The sequence below is a fragment of the Cellulomonas wangsupingiae genome (assembly GCF_024508275.1).
Taxonomy (GTDB): domain Bacteria; phylum Actinomycetota; class Actinomycetes; order Actinomycetales; family Cellulomonadaceae; genus Cellulomonas; species Cellulomonas wangsupingiae.
Genome location: NZ_CP101989.1, coordinates 728,426 through 747,202 on the forward strand (window position 1 = coordinate 728,426; position 18,777 = coordinate 747,202).

Below are 18,777 nucleotides of genomic sequence, written 5' to 3' on the forward strand. Positions count from 1 at the left end.
CCGGGCGTACTGCTCGTCAGGCTGCAGGGCGGCGGGCAGGTCTGCTTCCCGGGTCAGGGAGGCAGAGAAGTCCATGGTCCTGCGCGACAGGCGTGCGGTCGTCCGCGATTGCGACGGCTGCGGCATGAGCTTCGGTGTGCCGAGTGCGCAGCAGGCACTGCGAGTGAGGTTCTGCGGCGCGAGCTGCCGCGTGGCCGCAAAGAATGCAAGACGGCGCGCAGTGGAGCGCTACGTGACCTGCGACATGTGTGGGGCGCGCCTCGCAGCCAGAGGGCGACAGCGGAGATGTGCGGCGCATGCCGTTCCCTGCAGTTTTTGCGATTCTCCGGTGCAGGTGTCGAGCAAGAAGGAAGTTGGGTCACGGCGTTCCGGGGTGAAGACGTACTGCACGAGAAGAAGCGCCTGCTCGCCATGCACCAGCTCGGGGTGCGCGTCGTCGACATCTGGCAGGACGACATCGAGTCCGGGGCATACCGCGGCATCGTCGACCGCGAGGTCGAGGCAGCGATGAGGGCCGAGAAGGTGCTGCCGTCGGCGCCTCACGTGGCGGTGCCGGAAGAACGAGGTGACCGCTGATGGTGTACCGGACCCCGCGTCCCGGGCAGTGGCGGGCGCAGGACCTCAGCCACGACCGCGTCGCGGACTACAAGCCGTTCGTCATGGTCGACGGCGAGGGCGTGCGCTGCGCGCTGTACGTCAGCGGGTGCACCTTCGCCTGCGACGGCTGCTTCAACCGGGCGGCGTGGAGCTTCCGGTACGGGCGCCCGTACGACGACGCGCTCGAGGAGCGGATCCTCGCGGACCTGCACCACGAGGCCGTCCAAGGGCTGTCCCTGCTCGGCGGCGAGCCGTTCCTCAACACCGGGGTGTGCCTGCGCGTCGTGCGCCGCCTGCGCGCCGAGCTCGGCCGGACCAAGGACGTGTGGTGCTGGACGGGGTACACCTTCGAGCAGCTGCTCGCCGAGGTCGACGCCGGCCAGCACGACAAGGCGGCGCTGCTCGCCGAGGTCGACGTGCTGGTCGACGGCCCGTTCGACGCGGGCCGCAAGGACCTGACCCTGGCGTTCCGGGGGAGCGCCAACCAGCGCGTCCTGGACGCGCGCCGGTCGCTCGCGCAGCGCCGGGCCGTGCCGTGGGCAGGGGCGGAGGCGCCCGGCGCGACCGACCTGCTCGCCACCGCCTGACGGACGGTCAGGCGCCGAGCGCCTCGCGCAGGAAGGCGATGTCGTCGGCCTGCGTCTGCGAGGGCGTCTCGACGACGACGTCGCAGCCGGCCTCGCGCACGACGTGCGCGATCAGCTCGGGCGGGATGGTGCCGTCCGCGAAGCCCGCGTGCCGGTCGCGGCTCGACCCCTGGGGGTCGCGCGACGAGTTGGCGTGCACGAGGTCGATGCGGCCCGTGATCGCGGTGAGGCGCTCGACGATCGTCTCGAGGTCCTCGCCCGCGGCCCACGCGTGGCACGTGTCGAGGCACACGCCGACGTCGTAGCCGCCGATCGCGTCCCACAGCATCGCCCAGCGGTCGAGCGTCCGGGCGCACGCGTTCTCGCCGCCCGCGGTGTTCTCGACGAGGACGCGCACGGGGAACGTGGCGCGCTCGAACGTCTTGCGCCAGTTGTCGACGCCGACCGCCACGTCGTCGCCGTCGCCCACGTGCCCGCCGTGGACCACCAGGCCGCGCACGCCCAGGTCGGCCGCGGCCGCCGTGTGCTGGGCGATCATGTTGCGGCTGGGGATGCGGATCCGGTTGTTGGTGGAGGCGACGTTCACCAGGTACGGCGCGTGGGCGTACAGCCCGAGCCCTGAGCCGGCGAGCGCGTCGGCGTCCGGCCGTCGCACGGGCTTCTTCCACCCCTGCGGGTCGGCCAGGAACAGCTGCACGGCCTGCGCGCCGACGCGCGCCGCCTCGGTCAGCGGCTCGTCGCCGCGCACGTGCGCACCGATCAGCACCACAGGTCCTCCTTCGTCCGGGGCGGGCTCACAGCGCCGGGCCGGTCTCCTCGAGCAGCCGCAGCGCGGCGCTCACCCGGGGGTTGCGGGCCGGGTCCGTGTCGATGCCGAGCGCCGCGTACACCGCGTACACGTGGTTCTGCACCGACTTCTCGGTGATCGAGAGCCGTTCACCGATGCCGACGTTCGACAGGCCCTGCGCCAGCAGGCGCAGCACCTCGTACTGCCGCCGCGTCAGCCGGGCCACGGTCGACCCCGCGCGGGGTGCGACCCGCTCCAGCAGCGCGGGGTCCAGCACGGTCTCGCCCACCGCGGCCGCGCGCACCGCGTGCAGCAGCGCGCTCTCGCTCGTCGTGCTGGTCTTGGACAGGTAGCACCAGCCGTGCGCGACGTCCCGCGGCAGGTCCAGCAGCAGGTCCATCGCGTCGTGCCCGGACAGCAGCAGGATGCCGAGGTCGGGCTGCCTGCGGCGCAGGACCACGCCCAGGGCGATGCCGTTGCCGTCGGGCAGGTCGATGTCGAGCACGACGACGTCGACGAGGCCGGGGGTCAGGACGCGGCGGGCCTCCGACACCGTGTCGAGGGACGCCACCACCTCGATCCCCTCCGTGGCCCGGAACACACGCTCGAGCATGGAGCGGAACAGCGGCTGGTCCTCCACGAGGGCGACGCGCAGTGGGCGGGACGGCGTGGGAAACATCCTGACCAGTATGGTCGCGCCAGGCGGAGGCCGCCCGGCGAAGCGTGCGGGCATCCTCCGGGGGTGGGGCGGACGAGAGGCGTGGCGTGGTCAGAGGTCGGGAGGTCCGGCGCGCGCCCGCGCCGTCGGACGACGTCGAGGCGGACCGGGGTGCGCTGCTGCGCGGGACCGCGATCATCTCCGTCGGCTACGCGGTCGGTGCGTCGCTGCAGAGCGCGTGGATCTACTCGGCGCTCGTCCCCGGCTGGGCGGACGTCGACCTGTGGCGCCGGCTCGCGGCGAACGGCCTCGCCGTCGCCGGTCTGCTCGTCGCGCTGAGCCTGCTGCGGGTGCACCGGACGCCGGGTGCGGCCGCGGTGACGGCGCGGGTGCTCACGGCCGCCGTGGTCATGAGCCTCCTGCGGGTCGGCGTCCAGGTGGCCCTGGGCGTCCACCCGGCGGACGACCGGCTCGCGCTGACGACCGAGGCCGTGACGGGTGCGCTCGTCGGCGTCATCGCGTCCGCCGTGGGCGTGGGCGCCATGGTCTCGCGCCGGCGGATGCGTCGGGCCGCGCGCGCGGCGGAGCGCGAGGCCGTCAGTGTGGAGCTCGCGCTCGAGGCGCTGCAGGACGAGGAGATCCGGGTGCGGCGGCAGGTGGCCGAAGGGCTGCACGGCACGGTGCAGCAGCGGCTGCTGCTCATCGACGCCCGGCTGGCGACGGCCCATGAGCGGGCGTCGCAGGCGCTGCCGGACGTGGCCGAGGACATCGCGTGGGCGCGCGCCGAGCTCGCGGCGTCGCGCGAGCGCGACGTCCGCCAGCTCAGTCGCCTGCTGTACCCCGAACGCCTCGAGCTGGGGCTGGTGCCCGCCGTGCGGGCCCTGCTCGGCCGGTTGCCGGCCACCATCGCCACCCGGCTGCAGGTGGGCGACGAGCTGCGGGAGCTGGACGACCCGGCGGGGGAGGGCCTGACCACCGCGGAGCGCCTGCTCGCCGCCCGGGTGGTCGAGGAGGCGATCACGAACGCGCTGAAGAACGGGCCGCCGTCGCTCGTGCAGGTGGCGCTGCACGTCGAGGACGACGTGCTGACCGTGCGGGTCACGAACGACGGCCGCCGCTTCGAGCCCGCGGGACCGCGGGACCCGGAGTCCGGCACGTCGCGGCTCGACCAGCGCCTGCGGCTGGCGCACGGGTCCCTGAGGGTCCTGCCGCGTGAGCCCTCGGGTGCCGTCGTGGAGGCGACGCTGCCGCTGGGGAAGCTGCAGGCCGACGTGGTCACGCCGCGCGCGGGCTGAGCCCGCCCGGGGCGCCGGAGCCCGGCGTCGTCGCCGCGCGCGCGCCGTCCTGCGCGCACCCCGCGCTGTCGTGACGAACACCACAGCCCGGGCGCCAGGGCGAATCGCCACGAAGCGCCCGTGCAGGGCGCCGATCCCGCGGGCGACACAGGGCCGGTTGATATCGTGAGTGCACGAACTGAACACCCGTCCAGGTACGGGTCCCACCACCGGGCACCTGAGCGTCGCCCCGCCGGGCGACCGGCCCGACTCCTGCCTGGGCGCGACCGGCTCACCGACCGTGCAGCTCACCTGGCGGTCCTGAGCCGCCACAGACGCCGGTGGCGCCGCGTGCGTCCCCCCCGCGGCGCCACCGGCCAGCACGTGACGACGCGTGCGTGCACCGCGGACCGGGCCTCACTCCACGGGGGCGAGGGCGGGCCGCTTCGGGACCCGCACGTCCCCCGACGAGCGCCGACGCAGCCGGCGGGTCGCCCACGGGTAGGCGTGCTCGCGCAGCCACCGCGCGTCGGCACGTGCCTGCACCAGCCGCGGGACGGGGGGCAGCGGGGCCAGCGGGTCGTCCCAGTCCGCGCGGTCCGGGGTGAGGCCGAGAGCGACCAGCGCGCCCTGGGCCACGCGCGTGTGCCCGTCGGTGGTCATGTGGATGCGGTCGTCCGCCCACATGCGCCCGTCCAGCAGGCTGCGCATGCCCCACGGGTCCAGCACGTACGCGCCCTGGCGCCGCGCGATCGACCACACGTGCGCGCTGAACACGCCGGCCCGGGAGCGCGTCGAGCGCACCAGCGGGCTCTCGCGTGCGTCGAACCCGGTGCTGAGCAGGACGTCCACCCCCCGGGCGCGCACGTGGGCGACCGTGCGCTCGAGGTCGGCGGCGACCCGGTCGACGTCGACGGCCGGCCGCAGGATGTCGTTGCCGCCGCCGACGATGCTCATCAGGTCCGGCTCGTACGCCAGGGCGGCAGGCACCTGCTCCGTGAGGATCGGGCGCAGCAGCCGGCCGCGGACCGCGAGGTTGGCGTACTCCAGCGCCGGCAGCCCTGCGGCGGTGCGCCGGCGCGACAGGTGGGACGCGAGCTGGTCCGCCCACCCGCGCAGCGGCCCGTCCGGGCCGTCGGGCGCGTCCCACAGCCCTTCGGTGAAGGAGTCCCCGCAGGCGACGTACCGCGACCAGCGCGGCGGATCGCCCGCCGTCGGTCGCGTGGCCGTCGGGCGGTCCTCGTCGAGGGCGGGCGTCATCCCCCCATCATGCGCCGGATCGCCTCACGGCAGGGTCCAGTCCACAGGATCTGCACCCTGCTCCCGCAGCAGGGCGTCGACGCAGGAGAACGGCCGGGAGCCGAAGAACCCGCGGTGGGCCGACAGGGGGCTGGGATGCGGCCCGGCGACGACCGGCACGTCACCCAGCGCCGGACGCAGCGACTGCGCGTCGCGGCCCCACAGGACGGCGACGAGCGGCCCGCCCCGCTCCACCAGCGCCGCGATCGCGCGGTCGGTGACCTGCTCCCAGCCCTTGCCCCGGTGCGACGCCGGTGCGCCCGGGCGCACCGTGAGCACGCGGTTGAGCAGCATGACGCCCTGGTCGGCCCACGGCGTGAGGTCCCCGGACGTGGGGCGCGGCACGCCGAGGTCGTCGACGAGCTCGCGGAAGATGTTGTCGAGCGACCGCGGCACCGGGTGCACGTCGCGCTGGACCGAGAACGACAGCCCCATGGCGTGCCCGGGCGTGGGGTAGGGGTCCTGCCCCACGACGAGGACCCGCACGTCCGCCAGGGGGCGGTGGAACGCCCGCAGGATCGCGCCGGACGCGGGCAGGTACTCCCGCCCGGCAGCCACCTCCTGCCGGAGGAACTGCCCGGCGGCGTCCAGTGCGTCCTGCGCGGGGGCCAGGGCCCGGGCCCAGTCCAGGGCGACGAGCTCCTCGAGGGGTCGGTCCACGTCGCGGACGGTACCCGCGCCCGGCGGCGTCGGGACACCCGTCCACGTCGCCCGCGCGCGCGAATGACACCCGTGTGGTTCGCCCCGTACGATGCCCACGGAGCACCCGGGACGACGCGCGACGAGGAGGAGCCATGGACGGCACGGCCACGCACGCGGTCGCCGACGACCTGCGCGACGACGAGCGCGGTGCCGACGGGCTCAGCGCCCGTGACCGGCAGGTCCTGGAGTTCGAGCGGCAGTGGTGGAAGTACGCGGGCGCCAAGGAGCAGGCGGTGCGTGAGCTGTTCGACATGTCGGCCACGCGGTACTACCAGCTGCTGAACGCCCTCATCGACGACCCCGCGGCCCTGGCCCACGACCCGATGCTCGTCAAGCGGCTGCGCCGCATGCGCTCGTCGCGGCAGCGCGCCCGCACGGCGCGCCGCCTGGGCGCCGAGGCCTGAGCCGCCCCGCCGTGCGCGTCGCGCCCCCTCTCACCGAGGCCCGCCACCCGTCCGGGGGTGCGGCGGACCGGGCCCGCCGCCACGAGCCGCTAGCCTTGCGGCCGTGAGCAAGGCGGACTACCCCTACCCCGAGGACGAGTTCGACGCGATCTCGCCCGACGCGCCCACCGGCGTCCACCGCGCGCCCCGGTCGGCGTGGAGCCGGTGGTGGCCGTTCGTGGTCGTGCTGGTGGTCGTCCCCGCGCTGGCCTACGGCGTGGTGACGTACCTGTCGCGCACCGGGGACCTGCCGCTGGCCGGGGGGTCGCCGCAGGGCCAGGAGGAGCCGGCGGGTACCGGCGAGGACGCCGCCGAGGACCCGGGTGACACCGAGCCCGCGCCCGACGCGGAGGAGCCGCCGGTGGTCGAGACCACGCCCGCGCAGGTGCCGCCCGACCTCACGGTCCCCGTGTCGGTGCTCAACGGCGCGGGCATCGGCGGGCTCGCCCGGACGACGGCCGCCGAGCTGACCGCCGCCGGGTTCACGGACGTCTCGCCCGACGACGCGACGGGCACCCTGCCCGCGCAGTCGACCATCTACATCACGTCGGAGGACCTGCGGACGACCGCGGACCTCGTCGCGACGACGCTGGGCGTGCCGACGATCGAGGTCGCACCGGACCGGGCGGGCGACGGCGTCAGCGTCGTCCTCGTCACCGATCCCGACGCCTGAGAGGCCCGGGGCTCGTCCCCGCAGAGCGCGCAGACCCTGGTCGGGGTGTGGCGTGCGCCACTAGGCTCCACGCACCGGGGCGACGGCGGAGCGACCCGGCCACCAGGACGTCGAGGAGCACGGCATGGCCCAGGGCACGGTCAAGTGGTTCAACGCGGAGAAGGGGTTCGGGTTCATCACCCCGGAGGGGGGTGGGCCGGACCTGTTCGTGCACTTCAGCGCCATCCAGACGGAGGGCTACCGCACCCTCGAGGAGGGGCAGTCCGTCGACTTCGAGGTCGGCCAGGGCACCAAGGGGCCGCAGGCCGAGCAGGTCCGGCCCGTCTGACCCGGCACCGGGGCGGCCGCGTGCCGCCCGAGGTCGGCACGGTCGCCGCGAGCGTCCGTGCCGGCCGTGCCCGGGGCGGGGCGGTCGCGCGTCAGGCCGTCGCGCGCCGGGCGTCGAGCGCGTCGATCGCGAGCAGCACGCACGCCGCGCTCCAGCCCAGCGGGGCGACCGCCGCGGGCGCGCCGTCCGCGAGCAGCTTCTCCGGGATCGCGCCGGACGGGGTCCGGTGCGCGTCGACGACGTCGAGCCACCGGGCCGCGGCGGCGACGTCCCCCTGCTCGGCGGCGACCCACGCGTAGAGGGTGGTCTGCGGCGTCCACGAGACCCCGTCGCGCCGCCAGCCGGCGCCGGGTGCCAGGCCGGCCGCGGGGCGCAGCATCGACGGCACGGAGGCCCGCCACGCCGCGGCGCCGTCGACGGGGGCCTGCCCCCAGAACGGCGCCAGCACGAACGCGCTGGCGGCGTCCGGGAGCGCACGCGTGGTGTAGCGGCCGTAGCCCGTCGGGGCGAACGCGTCGACGACGGCCTGCCGCGCGGCCGCGGCGCCTGCCGCAGCGGCGGCCGCGGGTGCCGGGCGCCCCGCGGCGGCGAGCACGACGGCGGCCTGCTCGAGCCCGGCCACGAGCGGCGCCGCCGTCCCCAGGGTCACGTCGCTCTCCGCGACCTCCCAGTAGTCGGGCGACGCGGGCGGCAGCCCTCCGGCGACGAGCTGCAGCGCGTGCCCGGCCGACCTCTCGACGAGCGGTGCGAGCCGCCGGGCGACCTCCGGCCGCCGTGCGTCGTCCACCTCGGCCAGGACCAGGCCCGCCGACCACATCGCCCAGCCCGTGCCGTCGGTCTGCACGCCACGGCCGTCCGGCGGGCCCGACCCGTCCGGGAGGTAGCGCGCCTCGAACGACCCGTCCGGCGCCTGCACGCGCTCGAGGAAGTCCAGCACGTCGAGCGCGTCGTCGACGTGGCCCGTGCGCGCCAGCGCGACGGCGACGAACGAGGAGTCGCGCGGCCACACGTAGCGCCAGCTCTCGGACCAGCCGGCGACGACGACGCCGTCGGCGACGGTCAGGGAGTGCAGGTCCAGCAGCGCGGCGCGGGCCAGCTCCTCGTGCGGGCCGCCCTGACCGGGCACGTCGCCCGCGGCGAGCCAGGAGAGCTGCTCGTCGGCGGCGTGGGCCGCCGCCGCGGGGCCGAGGGGGGTGGTCGTCGTGGGGGTCGAGCCGAGCGCGGCGGCCAGGACGGCCGCCGCCGGGTCCGGCACGCGCGTGCCGGGCAGGTAGACCGCCACGGCGTCGGCGGGGACCTCGCCCCGGGCCCCGTCGGGGAGCACCGAGACGGCCTGCTGGTACAGCGGGATCTGGGCGTGCTGGACACCGCCCGGGGCGCCGAGACCGGTCCCCACGCCGGCGACGGCCCCGGACCCGGCGCCCGCCGCGGCCGGCGCGTCGGCCGCACGGCCCTCGGACGCGCTCGTCCCCGTCGTCGCCAGCAGGAGCGCGGCCAGCACGAGGGCCGCGCGGGCGTGGGAGCGCCGGGCGCGGCTCACGACGACGGCGTCGGGCACACGCCGCACCTTAGGGCCTTCGCGCAGGGCGTAGGGCGCCAGTGCGACGCTGCTTGCACTCGAAGGGGTCGAGTGCTAACCATTGACTTAGCACTCTCCGGTGGAGAGTGACAGAATCATCCGGTCGTCAGGTGAGGGTCGTCGCGCGCGGGACGTGAGCGCGCACGGCGATCCGTCCGTCGCGGGCACCCGAGGACCGACCCACGAACCGGAAGAAGGATCACAGCCCCATGGCCAAGATCATCGCCTTCGACGAGGAGGCCCGGCGGAGCATGGAGCGCGGGCTCAACGTCCTCGCCGACACCGTCAAGGTCACGCTCGGCCCGAAGGGCCGCAACGTCGTGCTCGACAAGAAGTGGGGAGCGCCGACGATCACCAACGACGGCGTCTCCATCGCCAAGGAGATCGAGCTCGAGGAGCCGTTCGAGCGGATCGGCGCCGAGCTGGTCAAGGAGGTCGCGAAGAAGACGGACGACGTCGCCGGTGACGGTACGACGACCGCGACCGTCCTGGCCCAGGCGCTGGTGCGCGAGGGTCTGCGCAACGTCGCCGCCGGCGCCAACCCGATCGCCCTGAAGAAGGGCATCGAGAAGGCCGTCGAGGCCGTCACGGCGCAGCTCCTGCTGCAGGCCAAGGACATCGAGACCAAGGAGGAGATCGCCGCCACGGCTGCCATCTCCGCCGGTGACACCGCGATCGGCGAGCTCATCGCCGAGGCCCTCGACAAGGTGGGCAAGGAAGGCGTCATCACCGTCGAGGAGTCGAACGCCCTCGGCCTGGAGCTCGAGCTCACGGAGGGCATGCGCTTCGACAAGGGCTTCCTGTCGGCGTACTTCGTGACGGACCCCGAGCGCCAGGAGGCCGTCCTGGAGGACGCGTACGTCCTGCTCGTCGAGTCCAAGGTCTCGAACGTCAAGGACCTGCTGCCGCTGCTGGAGAAGGTCATCCAGGCCGGCAAGCCGCTGCTCATCGTGGCCGAGGACGTCGAGTCCGAGGCGCTGGCGACGCTCGTCGTCAACCGCATCCGCGGCATCTTCAAGTCCATCGCCGTCAAGGCGCCGGGCTTCGGCGACCGCCGCAAGGCGATGCTGCAGGACATGGCCGTCCTCACCGGTGGCCAGGTCGTCTCCGAGACCGTCGGCCTCAAGCTGGACACGGTCGGCCTCGAGGTGCTCGGCACCGCGCGCAAGATCGTCGTGACCAAGGACGAGACCACGATCGTCGAGGGCGGCGGCGACGCGGCCCAGATCGCGGGCCGCGTCAACCAGATCCGCGCCGAGATCGACAGCTCGGACTCGGACTACGACCGCGAGAAGCTCCAGGAGCGCCTCGCCAAGCTCGCCGGCGGCGTCGCCGTCATCAAGGCGGGTGCGGCGACCGAGGTCGAGCTCAAGGAGCGCAAGCACCGCATCGAGGACGCGGTGCGCAACGCCAAGGCGGCCGTCGAGGAGGGCATCGTCGCCGGTGGCGGCGTCGCGCTCATCCAGGCCGGCAAGGTCGCGTTCGAGAAGCTCGAGCTCACGGGCGACGAGGCGACCGGTGCCAACATCGTGAAGGTCGCGATCGAGGCCCCGCTCAAGCAGATCGCCATCAACGCCGGCCTCGAGGGCGGCGTCGTGGCGGAGAAGGTCCGCAACCTCCCGGCCGGCCAGGGCCTCAACGCCGCGACCGGCGTGTACGAGGACCTGCTCGCCGCGGGCGTCAACGACCCGGTGAAGGTCACGCGCTCCGCGCTGCAGAACGCGGCGTCGATCGCGGCCCTGTTCCTCACCACCGAGGCCGTCGTGGCCGACAAGCCGGAGAAGTCGGCTCCTGCCGGCCCCGGCGGTGGCGAGGACTTCGGCGGCGGCTTCTGACGCAGCTGAGCACCACCTGAACGGTCCGACGGCCGGTCACCCCGCAGGGGGTGGCCGGCCGTCGGCGTCCCCACCTGCGACGAAACGCTTCGCGCGGTGCGTCGCGGCGGTCGGCCGCACTAGCGTCCCGGACGACGACGACGTCGAGGAGGACGGGATGCTCGCACCCCACCGACGCAGGGCAGCGCGCACGACGGCCGGGGCCGCCGCGCTGGGGATCACCGCGGTGCTGGCCGCCGGGGCGCCCGCGGCAGGCGGGACCGGCCCCGAGCCGCCGCCCCCGGCGGAGCCGGCGCAGGTGCTGCAGTGGCCTGTCGAGCTGAAGGGCACGTGGAGCTCGCCGACGTGGGCCCAGGCCGCGGGGCGCACCACGGTGGTCGTCGAGCTCGACTGCGGCAACCCCGTCGGCGCCCGGCCGCCGCAGTACTACGTCCAGCTCATGCCGCACGACCGCATGGTGCCCATGGTGATGCCGCAGCCCGTGCCGTGCGGTGTCCCGCACGCGCTCACCGGCGACCAGCTCGCCGGCACGTACCACGTCTTCCTCGCCAAGGCGTCGGGGGACGGTGCGGTGCTGCGCGGCAAGGTCGAGGTCGCGACGCCGTGACGCAGGCGGCGGCGGACCCGAGCCGCTGAGCACCCGGACGCACCGACGGCCGGTCACCCCGCAGGGGGTGGCCGGCCGTCGGTCCGTCGTGCGTCTCTCAGCGCGGCGCGGTCGAGCCGGGCGCCTGCCAGGGGTCGGAGCCACCGGAGGCCGGCGGGGCCGGCGGGGGGAGGGTCGGCGTCCCGTGGTCGGCCGGGGCCGCGTACGGGTCGCTCTGGCCGTACCCGGCAGGCTGGCCGTAGGCGTCGGCCTGGCCGTAGGCCGCGGGCTGCGCGTACGGGGCGGGCTGGCCGTAGCCGGTGGGCTGGCCGTAGCCCGCGGGCTGGCCGTAGCCCGACGGGTACCCGCCGTACGGGTGCGGGTCGATCCCCGCCGCCGTCAGGCGTGCCTCCGCCTCGCGCAGCCGGCGCTCGATCGGCCACTCCATGAAGACGAACATGATCATGAAGACGATGTTGGCCAGCGGCACCAGCACGAGCAGGCCGTGCCACAGCGTCCAGCCCGCCTTCTTGGCGATGCGCATGTACATGTAGATGCCGAACGCCGCGATCGCCAGGTAGAAGATCACGACGACGATGCCGGCGACGATCGCGCCCGCCTCGGCGGAGGAGTCGGAGGTCGTGGAGAACGTCGAGAGCGGGTACGTGCTGGTCAGCATGAGGTCCTCGTTCGCAGTGTCGGGGCGCGCGCAGGCTACCGGGTGGCACGGCCCTCCCGGGCCACGTGCCGCCGGGAGCGCTACGCGGCCGCGGTGAGCCGGCTCGCCAGGGACAGCGCGCGCGGCACGGCGTCCAGGTACTCCCGGCCGACCTCGTACGGGTCCAGCCCGGTGGCGGCGACGGCGTCGGTGTCGCTCGCCTCCTGCGCGACCACGGCGGCCAGCACCGGGCCGTACGGGCCGGTGCCGTGCTCAAGCGCGTCCGCCACGGCCGTGGAGACGCCCGTGCGGGACACGACGCGCGACGCGTCGACCTGCAGGTGCGCGGCTGCCGCGGAGAGCAGGCCCACGGTGTACCCCGTGTCGTCCCCCGACAGCGCCGCGCACGTGTGCGCCCGGGTGAGCAGGAACCACAGGCTCTCCAGCGACGTCGGCGTCGCGCCGACCAGCGACGCCGTGGCGATGGCACCGAGCTGCCGCGGCCCCACGAGCATGACGGCCTGCTGCACCGAGTCGATCTTGTGCCGGACGCCCGCGGCCGAGGAGTTGACCAGGTGCAGCACGCGCATCGTCAGCTCGGCGTCGCTCGCGACGGTCCGGGTGTACTCCTTCGGGTCCGGGTCCCGCCCGGCGAGCTGGCGCAGCAGCTCGAAGCACTGGACCTCGCCCGCGCCGAGCGGCCGCTGCGCGTCGGTCTGCTGACGTGGCAGTACCAGCGGGCCCTGCAGCAGCTCGGCACCGGCCTCCAGGGCGGCACCGACGCGCTCGCGCGACGTCGCCTGCTCGGCGAGCACGATGGTCCCCGCGCCCGCGGCGCGCCGCACGAGGTCGTCGAGCTGCGCGGCGGGCAGGCGTGCGTCGATCTTGACCATCTGCGCGTACGGCAGCAGCGCGTCCTGGGCCGGGTCGCCCACGTAGTCGCCGAGCGCGACGCGCACGTCGGACTCCGCCAGGGCGGTGAGCCGGCCGGTGGCGCCGGGCGCGTACTGGTGGGCGGCGGGCACCTCGAGGACGAGCCCGTGGGGTGCGTCGAGCTCGGGCTCGGTGGACGTGAGCATCTGGTGGGTGGCGCGCACGATCAGCGGCCGGCTCCCCGCGACCCGGGACAGGTCGACCGTGCGGTACACGGCGTCGACGACGTGCTCGACCAGCTCCTCGGCCACGGGCTGTCCGCCCTCGCCGGGGACGACGCCGCGCACGGCATAGGCGAACACGCTGCGGTCGGGGTGCACGACGGGCTGGCGGTGGATCGTCGCACCGTGACGCGTGCTCGGTGCCAGGCTGCTCACGGGGTTCCTCCAGGGTGTGACGGTGGTACGGGGTGACCCGGTCCTCGTCGCACCGCGGGGTGCGAGCGCCGGGTCGCGGGGCCTCAGCCCAGCGGTGCCCGCAGCGGGTGCTCGTCGTCGAGGACGACCTGGGCGAGCCGGCCGGTGGCAGGGTCCACGACGATCGGTGCCAGCAGGTTGGCGGTCGGCGCCGTGCGGTCGTCGTCCGCGGGGTGCACGACGACCAGGAGCGTCGTGGCGGCGTCGGGCGCCGCGCCGAGCACGTCGAGGGCGTCGGACGGCAGCGCCGGGGCGTAGTCGGGGAAGAACGTGCGCGGCTCGACGACGAACAGCCGGACCGGGCGTCCGCCCGCCGGTGCGGAGCGCAGCGCGAACAGCACGCCGGTGTCGTCCAGCGGCTGCAGCTCGAACTCGTCGTGGCCCGGCAGGCCCGGCAGCTCGGCTGCCGCGCGCAGCACGGCGGGCACCTGCCGCGGACCGGCGGGCGTGGTGACGGTCACGGCTACCGCGGGAACGGCGGCGCTCATCGCAGGAAGTCCAGGAGCGACGGCTGCAGCACCTTGGCGGCTGCCCCCAGGGCTCCCCGGTAGGCGACCTCCTGGGACTGCACCTGCAGGATGATCTCGGCGAGGTCGACGTCCTCCATGCCGGAGACGTGCTGCGTGAGGGTGACGGACCGGTCGGCCAGCACGTCCTGCGCGGCGAGCACCTGGGAGTGCCGGGCGCCGACGGACGCCACCTGCTCGAGCGCCGCGGACATGCGGCCGTCGATCGCGTCGATGTCCGCCGACATGTCGGTGCTGCCCGAGCGGATCGACGCGGCGAGCGCGTCGAGGACCGCGAACGCGGACCCGGCGCCCACCCCGAAGACGGCACTGCCGTCGGCGTCGACGCGCACCTTGCTCTCCGCGCCGACCTGGCGCGTCACCGGGGTGCCGGTGCCGTGCCACGTGTACGTGGGGGGTGTGGTCGTCGAGTCGGCCGTGAACGCGTCTCCGGCGCTCGTGCCGGCGAAGACGTGGCGGCCCGAGTAGGTGGTGTTGGCCTGCTGCAGCAGCTCGTCGCGGCGGGCCTCGACCTCGGCGGCGAGCGCCTCGCGGGCGTCGGGGCTCAGCGCGCCGCTGCCGGCCCGCACCGCGAGGTCGCGCGCGCTGCGCAGGCCTGCGAGGACGCCGCCCATGGCGCCGTCCACGGTCGCGAGCCACGCGTCGCCGTCCTCGGCGTTGCGCAGGTACTGGGTGTTCGCCCGCTGGTCCGCACGCAGGCGCAGCAGGTCGTGCGCGCCGGCAGGGTCGTCCGACGGCTTGGAGATGCGCTTGCCGCTGGACATCTGCTCCTGCAGCCGCGCTGCGGCCGCGAGGTTGGCCTGGAGGTTCGCCAGCGTCGAGCGCTGGACCGTGGTGTGGGTGACCCGGGAGACCATCGCCGTCACCGCCCCACGACGCCGGTGCGGTTGATGAGGGTGTCGAGCATCTCGTCGATCGCGGTGAGCACCCGTGCCGCTCCTTCGTACGCGCGCTGGTAGGCGAGCATGTTGACGGTCTCCTCGTCGATGTCGACGGACGCGTTGGCGAGCTGCTGGTCCTGGGTGGCGGTGAGCATCGTCCCGGCCACCTTGCTGCGGGACGCCGCGCTCGCCGTCTGCACGCCGAGGTCGGTGACGACCGCGCGCCAGCGGGCGTCGGGGCCCTCGGCCGCCGTCCCGAGCGCGGCGAGCTGCGCCGCGACCGAGCCGTCGTACTCGCCCTGACCGGGCGCGCCGGCGGCGACCTGGTCGGCGCCGGTCAGCGCGACCGTGAGGCCGAGCGCGGCCGGCTGGCCGGCGGTGAACGTGAAGAACGCGCCTCCCGGGTCCCCGGTCGGGGTGACCCCGGTCGCGTGGACGTCGTTGACCTGCGCGGCGAGCTCGGTCGCGATCTCGTCGTACCGGGCGGCGGCGCCCGTCAGCAGGCCGCCGTCGCCGGCGGGTGCGAGGACGGACAGCAGCCCGGCGACGCGTCCGCCGTCGATGCCCGCCGGACGGTCGGGCAGCCGCGCCCAGACCACGCCGACCGCCTCGCCGGCGGTCGCCTGCGCGAACGACGTGGCGCCGGACACCGCGAGCTCGCTGGCGTCGTCGCCGGTGACGAGCGAGCTGCCGCCCACCAGCACGTCGACCTGGCCGTCCTGACGGACGCGGGCCGTGGCGCCGACGAGCGACGACAGCTCGGTGACGAGCAGGTCGCGCTGGTCGGCCAGCTCGTGGGCCACGCCGCCGGAGTTCTCGATCGCGAGGATCTTCTCGTTGAGGTCGGCGACCGACGCGGCCGCGGTGTTGACGCGGTCGACGAGGGCGACGGTGGTGGTGCGGGCCTGCTGCCACTGGGTGCGCGCGTCGGCGTACAGGGTGTGCAGCCCGGTGGCCACCGCGTTGCTGCGCTCGAGCAGCACGGCCCGCGCGGCCTCGCGGTCCGAGCCGTTGGCGACGTCCGCCCAGCCCGCCCACACGTCCGACAGCAGACCGGACAGGCCGGTCGCCGCCGGCTCGCCCAGGCTCCTCTCGAGCGTGGAGTGCGCCTCGGCGCGGGCGGCGAGGAACGCGGCGTTGCCGCTCGCGGCGCGGACCTTGGCGTCGAGGAAGACGTCGCCGAGCCGCGCGACGCCCGCGCTGCGGGTGCCCTGGCCGACGCCGTCGGAGGTCGCGAACATCGACGGGACGCTCTGTGCGGGCACGGACGTCAGCGAGATGCGCTGGCGGGTGTAGCCGACGGTGTTGGCGTTGGCGATGTTCTGGGCGGAGACGTCGAGGGCCTGGCGCTGGGCGATGAGGGAGCTCAGCGCGGTCCCGACTCCGGAGAAGGTGCTCACGGTTCTCCTAGATCGACCGGTCGACGAGGTGGGCGTGGGTGTCGGGCGCGCTCGTGCGCTGCCCGTGACCGTCGTACGTCTGCACGGTCTCGTGCAGCGACAGCAGGGTCTCCTGCGCGGCGCGGTGCGAGACGGCGAGCAGCTCGCGGTTGCCGTCGGCGAGCGCCGAGATCTCCGCGGTGAGGGAGGCGAACGCGTCGCGGTGGGCCCGTAGCAGGTCGTCCCACGGGGCGGGGGCGTGCGCGGCGAGCTCGGCGAGGCCGGCGCCCGGCTGCACCCCGAGGGTGCGCGCGACCTCGTCGGCCTCGACGGCGCGGCCGAGCTCGGCGCCGCGGATCTCGTCGAGGACGGCCTCGACCTCGCGCGTCGCGTGGCCGAGCCACCGCGTGCGGCCCGAGCCGAGGACGAGCTGCTCCTCCTCCAGCTTGAACAGCAGCAGCTCGAGGAGGTGGCGCTCGCGCCACAGGACGTCCGACAGCTGCTCGAGGGCGAGCCTGGGGTCCACCGGTCGGTCACCTCCGTCATGGCCGGTGCGGGTGCACCGGCGTCGTCGACCTGCCTATCGGCCACCTCGGCACGGTCCTGACCGATTCACGCACGTCCGTGTGCGGCGATCGGAGAGGAGGCGGTGTGATGTGCGTCGCTGCCCGGGGTGAGGAGCGGGTGAAGTCCGCGGTCGGAAGCGGGCGGGTTCGCACACTTTCGTTCGTACCCTTCCGGGCGTACCGGAGCGCAAGCGCTTCCCGCCCGCTGACCTGGACGTTCGTCCAGGCTCAATCCCGTGGCGGCGGGAGCCGAGAACCTACTGGTGAGTGTGAAATCCGACGTCACCGAGCTCGTGGTCGAGCACCTGCCGCTCGTGGGCTACAACGTGTCCGAGCTGCTGCACCGCGTGCCGCCCAGCGTGAGCCGCGACGAGCTCGCGTCCGCCGGGGCGCTGGCCCTGGTGCTGGCCGCGCGGGCGTACGACCCGTCGACCAACGTGCCGTTCGCGCGCTACGCGTCGCTGCGGATCAAGGGCGCGCTGCTCGACGAGCTGCGCTCGATGGACTGGGCGACCCGCGGCACCCGCCGGCGCGGCCGCGAGCTCGACGCCGCCACCGAGCGCCTGCGCACCGAGCTGGGACGTACCCCCACGCGCAGCGAGCTCGCCCAGACGCTCGGCGTCACGGTCAGCGCCGTCGACGCCACGCGCGCCGACGCCGAGCGCCGCGTCATGTCCCTCGACGTCCCCGGCGTCGACGCCGCCGACGGCGTGCGCGACGAGGCCCGCACGCCCGAGGAGCACGTGCTGGCCGCCGAGCGGACGCACTGGCTGCACGCCGCCGTGCAGGAGCTGCCCGAGCGCCTGCAGGGCGTCATCGCGGGCCTCTACCTCGAGGACCGCTCGATCGCCGACCTCGCGACCGAGCTCGGCGTCACGCAGTCGCGGATCAGCCAGCTGCGCACCGAAGGTCTCGCGCTGCTGCGCGACGGCCTGAACTCCGCGTTCGACCCCGACCTGCTGGCCGAGGCCGAGCGCCCCGAGGGCGTCGCCGAGCGCCGCCGCCAGGCGTACTACGCCGCGGTCGCGTCGCGCGCCGCGCTGAGCTCGCTGCCGACGCAGCGCACGTCTCCCGAGGCGCGCGTCCTGCACTGGCACACCGCCTGACGAAGTCGGTCCCGCAGACCCCTCAGAACCGCGACCCCCCTCCCGATGGGTCGGATGTGCCCACGGATGGGCCGCCTTTGACCCGACTCCAGGAGGAACAGATCATGGGTCTGTCGATCAACAACAACATCGCGGCGCTCAACTCGTACCGCAACCTCTCCACCACGCAGAACGACCTGGGCAAGTCGCTCGAGAAGCTCTCGTCGGGCCTGCGCATCAACCGCGCCGCCGACGACGCGGCCGGCCTGGCGATCTCCGAGGGTCTGCGCGCGCAGATCTCCGGCACCAAGCAGGCCGTGCGCAACGCGCAGGACGGCATCTCCGTCGTCCAGACCGCGGAGGGCGCGCTCACCGAGACGCACTCGATCCTGCAGCGCATGCGCACGCTGTCGGTGCAGGCGGCCAACGACGGTGGCCTGTCGGCCGACGCCAAGGGCAACATCCAGAAGGAGATCACGGAGCTCACGACCGAGCTCGACCGCATCTCCGCCACGACCGAGTTCAACGGCACCAACCTCCTGGACGGCACCTACACCTCCAGCTTCCAGGTCGGTGCGAACGTCACCCCTGACGACAAGATCAGCCTTGTCATCGGAAACATGAGCTCCAAGGAAGCCGGGCTGGACCTCGAGGGGCTGGACGTCACCACCGCGCGCACGGCCCCGGAGGCCCAGTCCGGCGCAGAGGCCGCGATCATCGCCATCGACGCAGCTATCACGAAGGTCTCCGACCAGCGCTCGAGCCTCGGCGCGGTCCAGAACCGCTTCGACCACACCATCAACAACCTCAACGTGGCGGTCGAGAACCTGTCCGCGTCGGAGAGCCGCATCCGCGACACGGACATGGCGCAGGAGATGGTGCAGTTCACGCGGTCGCAGATCCTGTCGCAGGCCGGCACCGCGATGCTCGCGCAGGCCAAGAACCTGCCGCAGTCGGTGCTGCAGCTCCTGCAGTGAGTCACCC

21 protein-coding genes are annotated in these 18,777 nt (G+C 74.5%); 10 read left to right on the forward strand and 11 right to left on the reverse strand.

The features are described from left to right. Positions 1 to 315: 315 nt before the first annotated feature. Together NP075_RS03470 and nrdG are read left to right on the forward strand one after the other, a co-directional pair. Positions 316 to 576 (forward strand): hypothetical protein, encoded by a 261-nt coding sequence (locus tag NP075_RS03470; protein WP_227563868.1) that lies wholly within the window; start codon positions 316 to 318, stop codon positions 574 to 576. Further along, positions 576 to 1,184 carry an anaerobic ribonucleoside-triphosphate reductase activating protein gene (gene nrdG / locus NP075_RS03475; RefSeq protein ID WP_227563869.1) on the forward strand — a complete coding sequence of 203 codons (609 nt, stop codon included), beginning with the start codon at positions 576 to 578 and terminating at the stop codon, positions 1,182 to 1,184. The genes NP075_RS03470 and nrdG overlap by 1 nt, the downstream gene beginning before the upstream one ends. A 7-nt stretch (positions 1,185 to 1,191) precedes the next feature. Here nrdG and NP075_RS03480 read toward each other — a convergent pair whose 3' ends face one another. Both NP075_RS03480 and NP075_RS03485 read right to left on the reverse strand, forming a co-directional pair. Continuing rightward, complete coding sequence (locus NP075_RS03480) at positions 1,192 to 1,953, reverse strand: deoxyribonuclease IV (RefSeq protein WP_227563870.1); 762 nt, start codon at positions 1,951 to 1,953, stop codon at positions 1,192 to 1,194. A gap of 25 nt (positions 1,954 to 1,978) precedes the next feature. Next, complete coding sequence (locus NP075_RS03485) at positions 1,979 to 2,650, reverse strand: response regulator transcription factor (protein ID WP_227563871.1); 672 nt, start codon at positions 2,648 to 2,650, stop codon at positions 1,979 to 1,981. Positions 2,651 to 2,736: 86 nt separating this feature from the next. Between NP075_RS03485 and NP075_RS03490 the strand changes: the two genes are divergently transcribed. Further along, positions 2,737 to 3,924, forward strand: coding sequence for a sensor histidine kinase (locus NP075_RS03490; protein WP_227563872.1), 1,188 nt, complete (start codon positions 2,737 to 2,739; stop codon positions 3,922 to 3,924). 396 nt (positions 3,925 to 4,320) lie between these two features. On the opposite strand, the gene NP075_RS03495 is transcribed toward NP075_RS03490, so the two are convergent. Together NP075_RS03495 and NP075_RS03500 are read right to left on the reverse strand one after the other, a co-directional pair. Continuing rightward, the gene (locus NP075_RS03495; protein ID WP_227563873.1) at positions 4,321 to 5,163 is read right to left on the reverse strand and encodes an SGNH/GDSL hydrolase family protein; all 843 of its coding nucleotides are present in this window, start codon (positions 5,161 to 5,163) and stop codon (positions 4,321 to 4,323) included. 24 nt (positions 5,164 to 5,187) lie between these two features. After that, positions 5,188 to 5,862, reverse strand: a complete 675-nt coding sequence (locus NP075_RS03500) for a uracil-DNA glycosylase (RefSeq protein ID WP_227563874.1) — start codon at positions 5,860 to 5,862, stop codon at positions 5,188 to 5,190. A 134-nt stretch (positions 5,863 to 5,996) separates the two neighbouring features. On the opposite strand from NP075_RS03500, the gene NP075_RS03505 reads away from it, so the two are divergent. From NP075_RS03505 to NP075_RS03515, 3 genes are all read left to right on the forward strand, one after another. Continuing rightward, the gene (locus tag NP075_RS03505; protein WP_227563875.1) at positions 5,997 to 6,308 is read left to right on the forward strand and encodes a DUF3263 domain-containing protein; all 312 of its coding nucleotides are present in this window, start codon (positions 5,997 to 5,999) and stop codon (positions 6,306 to 6,308) included. A gap of 103 nt (positions 6,309 to 6,411) precedes the next feature. Beyond that, positions 6,412 to 7,020: a LytR C-terminal domain-containing protein gene (locus NP075_RS03510; protein WP_227563876.1), complete on the forward strand. Its 609-nt coding sequence runs from the start codon at positions 6,412 to 6,414 to the stop codon at positions 7,018 to 7,020. A gap of 124 nt (positions 7,021 to 7,144) precedes the next feature. Next, positions 7,145 to 7,348, forward strand: a complete 204-nt coding sequence (locus NP075_RS03515; protein ID WP_227563877.1) for a cold-shock protein — start codon at positions 7,145 to 7,147, stop codon at positions 7,346 to 7,348. 91 nt (positions 7,349 to 7,439) lie between these two features. On the opposite strand, the gene NP075_RS03520 is transcribed toward NP075_RS03515, so the two are convergent. Beyond that, complete coding sequence (locus NP075_RS03520) at positions 7,440 to 8,906, reverse strand: glycoside hydrolase family 15 (RefSeq protein ID WP_256791468.1); 1,467 nt, start codon at positions 8,904 to 8,906, stop codon at positions 7,440 to 7,442. Positions 8,907 to 9,136: 230 nt separating this feature from the next. On the opposite strand from NP075_RS03520, the gene groL reads away from it, so the two are divergent. Further along, positions 9,137 to 10,762 carry a chaperonin GroEL gene (gene groL / locus NP075_RS03525; RefSeq protein ID WP_227563879.1) on the forward strand — a complete coding sequence of 542 codons (1,626 nt, stop codon included), beginning with the start codon at positions 9,137 to 9,139 and terminating at the stop codon, positions 10,760 to 10,762. 157 nt (positions 10,763 to 10,919) lie between these two features. Next, positions 10,920 to 11,369: a hypothetical protein gene (locus tag NP075_RS03530; RefSeq protein ID WP_227563880.1), complete on the forward strand. Its 450-nt coding sequence runs from the start codon at positions 10,920 to 10,922 to the stop codon at positions 11,367 to 11,369. 97 nt (positions 11,370 to 11,466) lie between these two features. On the opposite strand, the gene NP075_RS03535 is transcribed toward NP075_RS03530, so the two are convergent. From NP075_RS03535 to flgN, 6 genes are all read right to left on the reverse strand, one after another. Next, positions 11,467 to 12,027 (reverse strand): hypothetical protein, encoded by a 561-nt coding sequence (locus NP075_RS03535; protein ID WP_227563881.1) that lies wholly within the window; start codon positions 12,025 to 12,027, stop codon positions 11,467 to 11,469. Positions 12,028 to 12,107: 80 nt separating this feature from the next. Beyond that, positions 12,108 to 13,316, reverse strand: a complete 1,209-nt coding sequence (locus NP075_RS03540; RefSeq protein WP_227563882.1) for an EAL and HDOD domain-containing protein — start codon at positions 13,314 to 13,316, stop codon at positions 12,108 to 12,110. 83 nt (positions 13,317 to 13,399) lie between these two features. Beyond that, positions 13,400 to 13,843, reverse strand: coding sequence for a flagellar assembly protein FliW (locus NP075_RS03545; protein ID WP_227563883.1), 444 nt, complete (start codon positions 13,841 to 13,843; stop codon positions 13,400 to 13,402). After that, positions 13,840 to 14,739: a flagellar hook-associated protein FlgL gene (gene flgL / locus NP075_RS03550; protein WP_227563884.1), complete on the reverse strand. Its 900-nt coding sequence runs from the start codon at positions 14,737 to 14,739 to the stop codon at positions 13,840 to 13,842. Before flgL ends, NP075_RS03545 begins: the two co-directional genes overlap by 4 nt. Positions 14,740 to 14,744: 5 nt before the next feature. Continuing rightward, positions 14,745 to 16,163, reverse strand: a complete 1,419-nt coding sequence (flgK, locus tag NP075_RS03555) for a flagellar hook-associated protein FlgK (protein WP_227563885.1) — start codon at positions 16,161 to 16,163, stop codon at positions 14,745 to 14,747. A gap of 7 nt (positions 16,164 to 16,170) precedes the next feature. Beyond that, positions 16,171 to 16,668, reverse strand: a complete 498-nt coding sequence (gene flgN, locus NP075_RS03560; RefSeq protein ID WP_227563886.1) for a flagellar export chaperone FlgN — start codon at positions 16,666 to 16,668, stop codon at positions 16,171 to 16,173. 303 nt (positions 16,669 to 16,971) lie between these two features. On the opposite strand from flgN, the gene NP075_RS03565 reads away from it, so the two are divergent. Together NP075_RS03565 and NP075_RS03570 are read left to right on the forward strand one after the other, a co-directional pair. Beyond that, positions 16,972 to 17,814, forward strand: coding sequence for a sigma-70 family RNA polymerase sigma factor (locus tag NP075_RS03565; protein WP_227563887.1), 843 nt, complete (start codon positions 16,972 to 16,974; stop codon positions 17,812 to 17,814). Between the two features lie 104 nt (positions 17,815 to 17,918). After that, positions 17,919 to 18,770: a flagellin N-terminal helical domain-containing protein gene (locus NP075_RS03570; RefSeq protein WP_227563888.1), complete on the forward strand. Its 852-nt coding sequence runs from the start codon at positions 17,919 to 17,921 to the stop codon at positions 18,768 to 18,770. Positions 18,771 to 18,777 lie beyond the last annotated feature (7 nt).

Coding starts and splice junctions, on each gene's coding strand:
- NP075_RS03495 (WP_227563873.1), bottom strand. CDS start 5,163: ATGACGCCCGCCCTCGACGAGGACCGCCCGACGGCCACGCGACCGACG.
- NP075_RS03515 (WP_227563877.1), top strand. CDS start 7,145: ATGGCCCAGGGCACGGTCAAGTGGTTCAACGCGGAGAAGGGGTTCGGG.
- NP075_RS03535 (WP_227563881.1), bottom strand. CDS start 12,027: ATGCTGACCAGCACGTACCCGCTCTCGACGTTCTCCACGACCTCCGAC.
- NP075_RS03485 (WP_227563871.1), bottom strand. CDS start 2,650: ATGTTTCCCACGCCGTCCCGCCCACTGCGCGTCGCCCTCGTGGAGGAC.
- flgL (WP_227563884.1), bottom strand. CDS start 14,739: ATGGTCTCCCGGGTCACCCACACCACGGTCCAGCGCTCGACGCTGGCG.
- NP075_RS03530 (WP_227563880.1), top strand. CDS start 10,920: ATGCTCGCACCCCACCGACGCAGGGCAGCGCGCACGACGGCCGGGGCC.
- nrdG (WP_227563869.1), top strand. CDS start 576: ATGGTGTACCGGACCCCGCGTCCCGGGCAGTGGCGGGCGCAGGACCTC.
- groL (WP_227563879.1), top strand. CDS start 9,137: ATGGCCAAGATCATCGCCTTCGACGAGGAGGCCCGGCGGAGCATGGAG.
- NP075_RS03505 (WP_227563875.1), top strand. CDS start 5,997: ATGGACGGCACGGCCACGCACGCGGTCGCCGACGACCTGCGCGACGAC.
- NP075_RS03570 (WP_227563888.1), top strand. CDS start 17,919: ATGGGTCTGTCGATCAACAACAACATCGCGGCGCTCAACTCGTACCGC.
- NP075_RS03545 (WP_227563883.1), bottom strand. CDS start 13,843: ATGAGCGCCGCCGTTCCCGCGGTAGCCGTGACCGTCACCACGCCCGCC.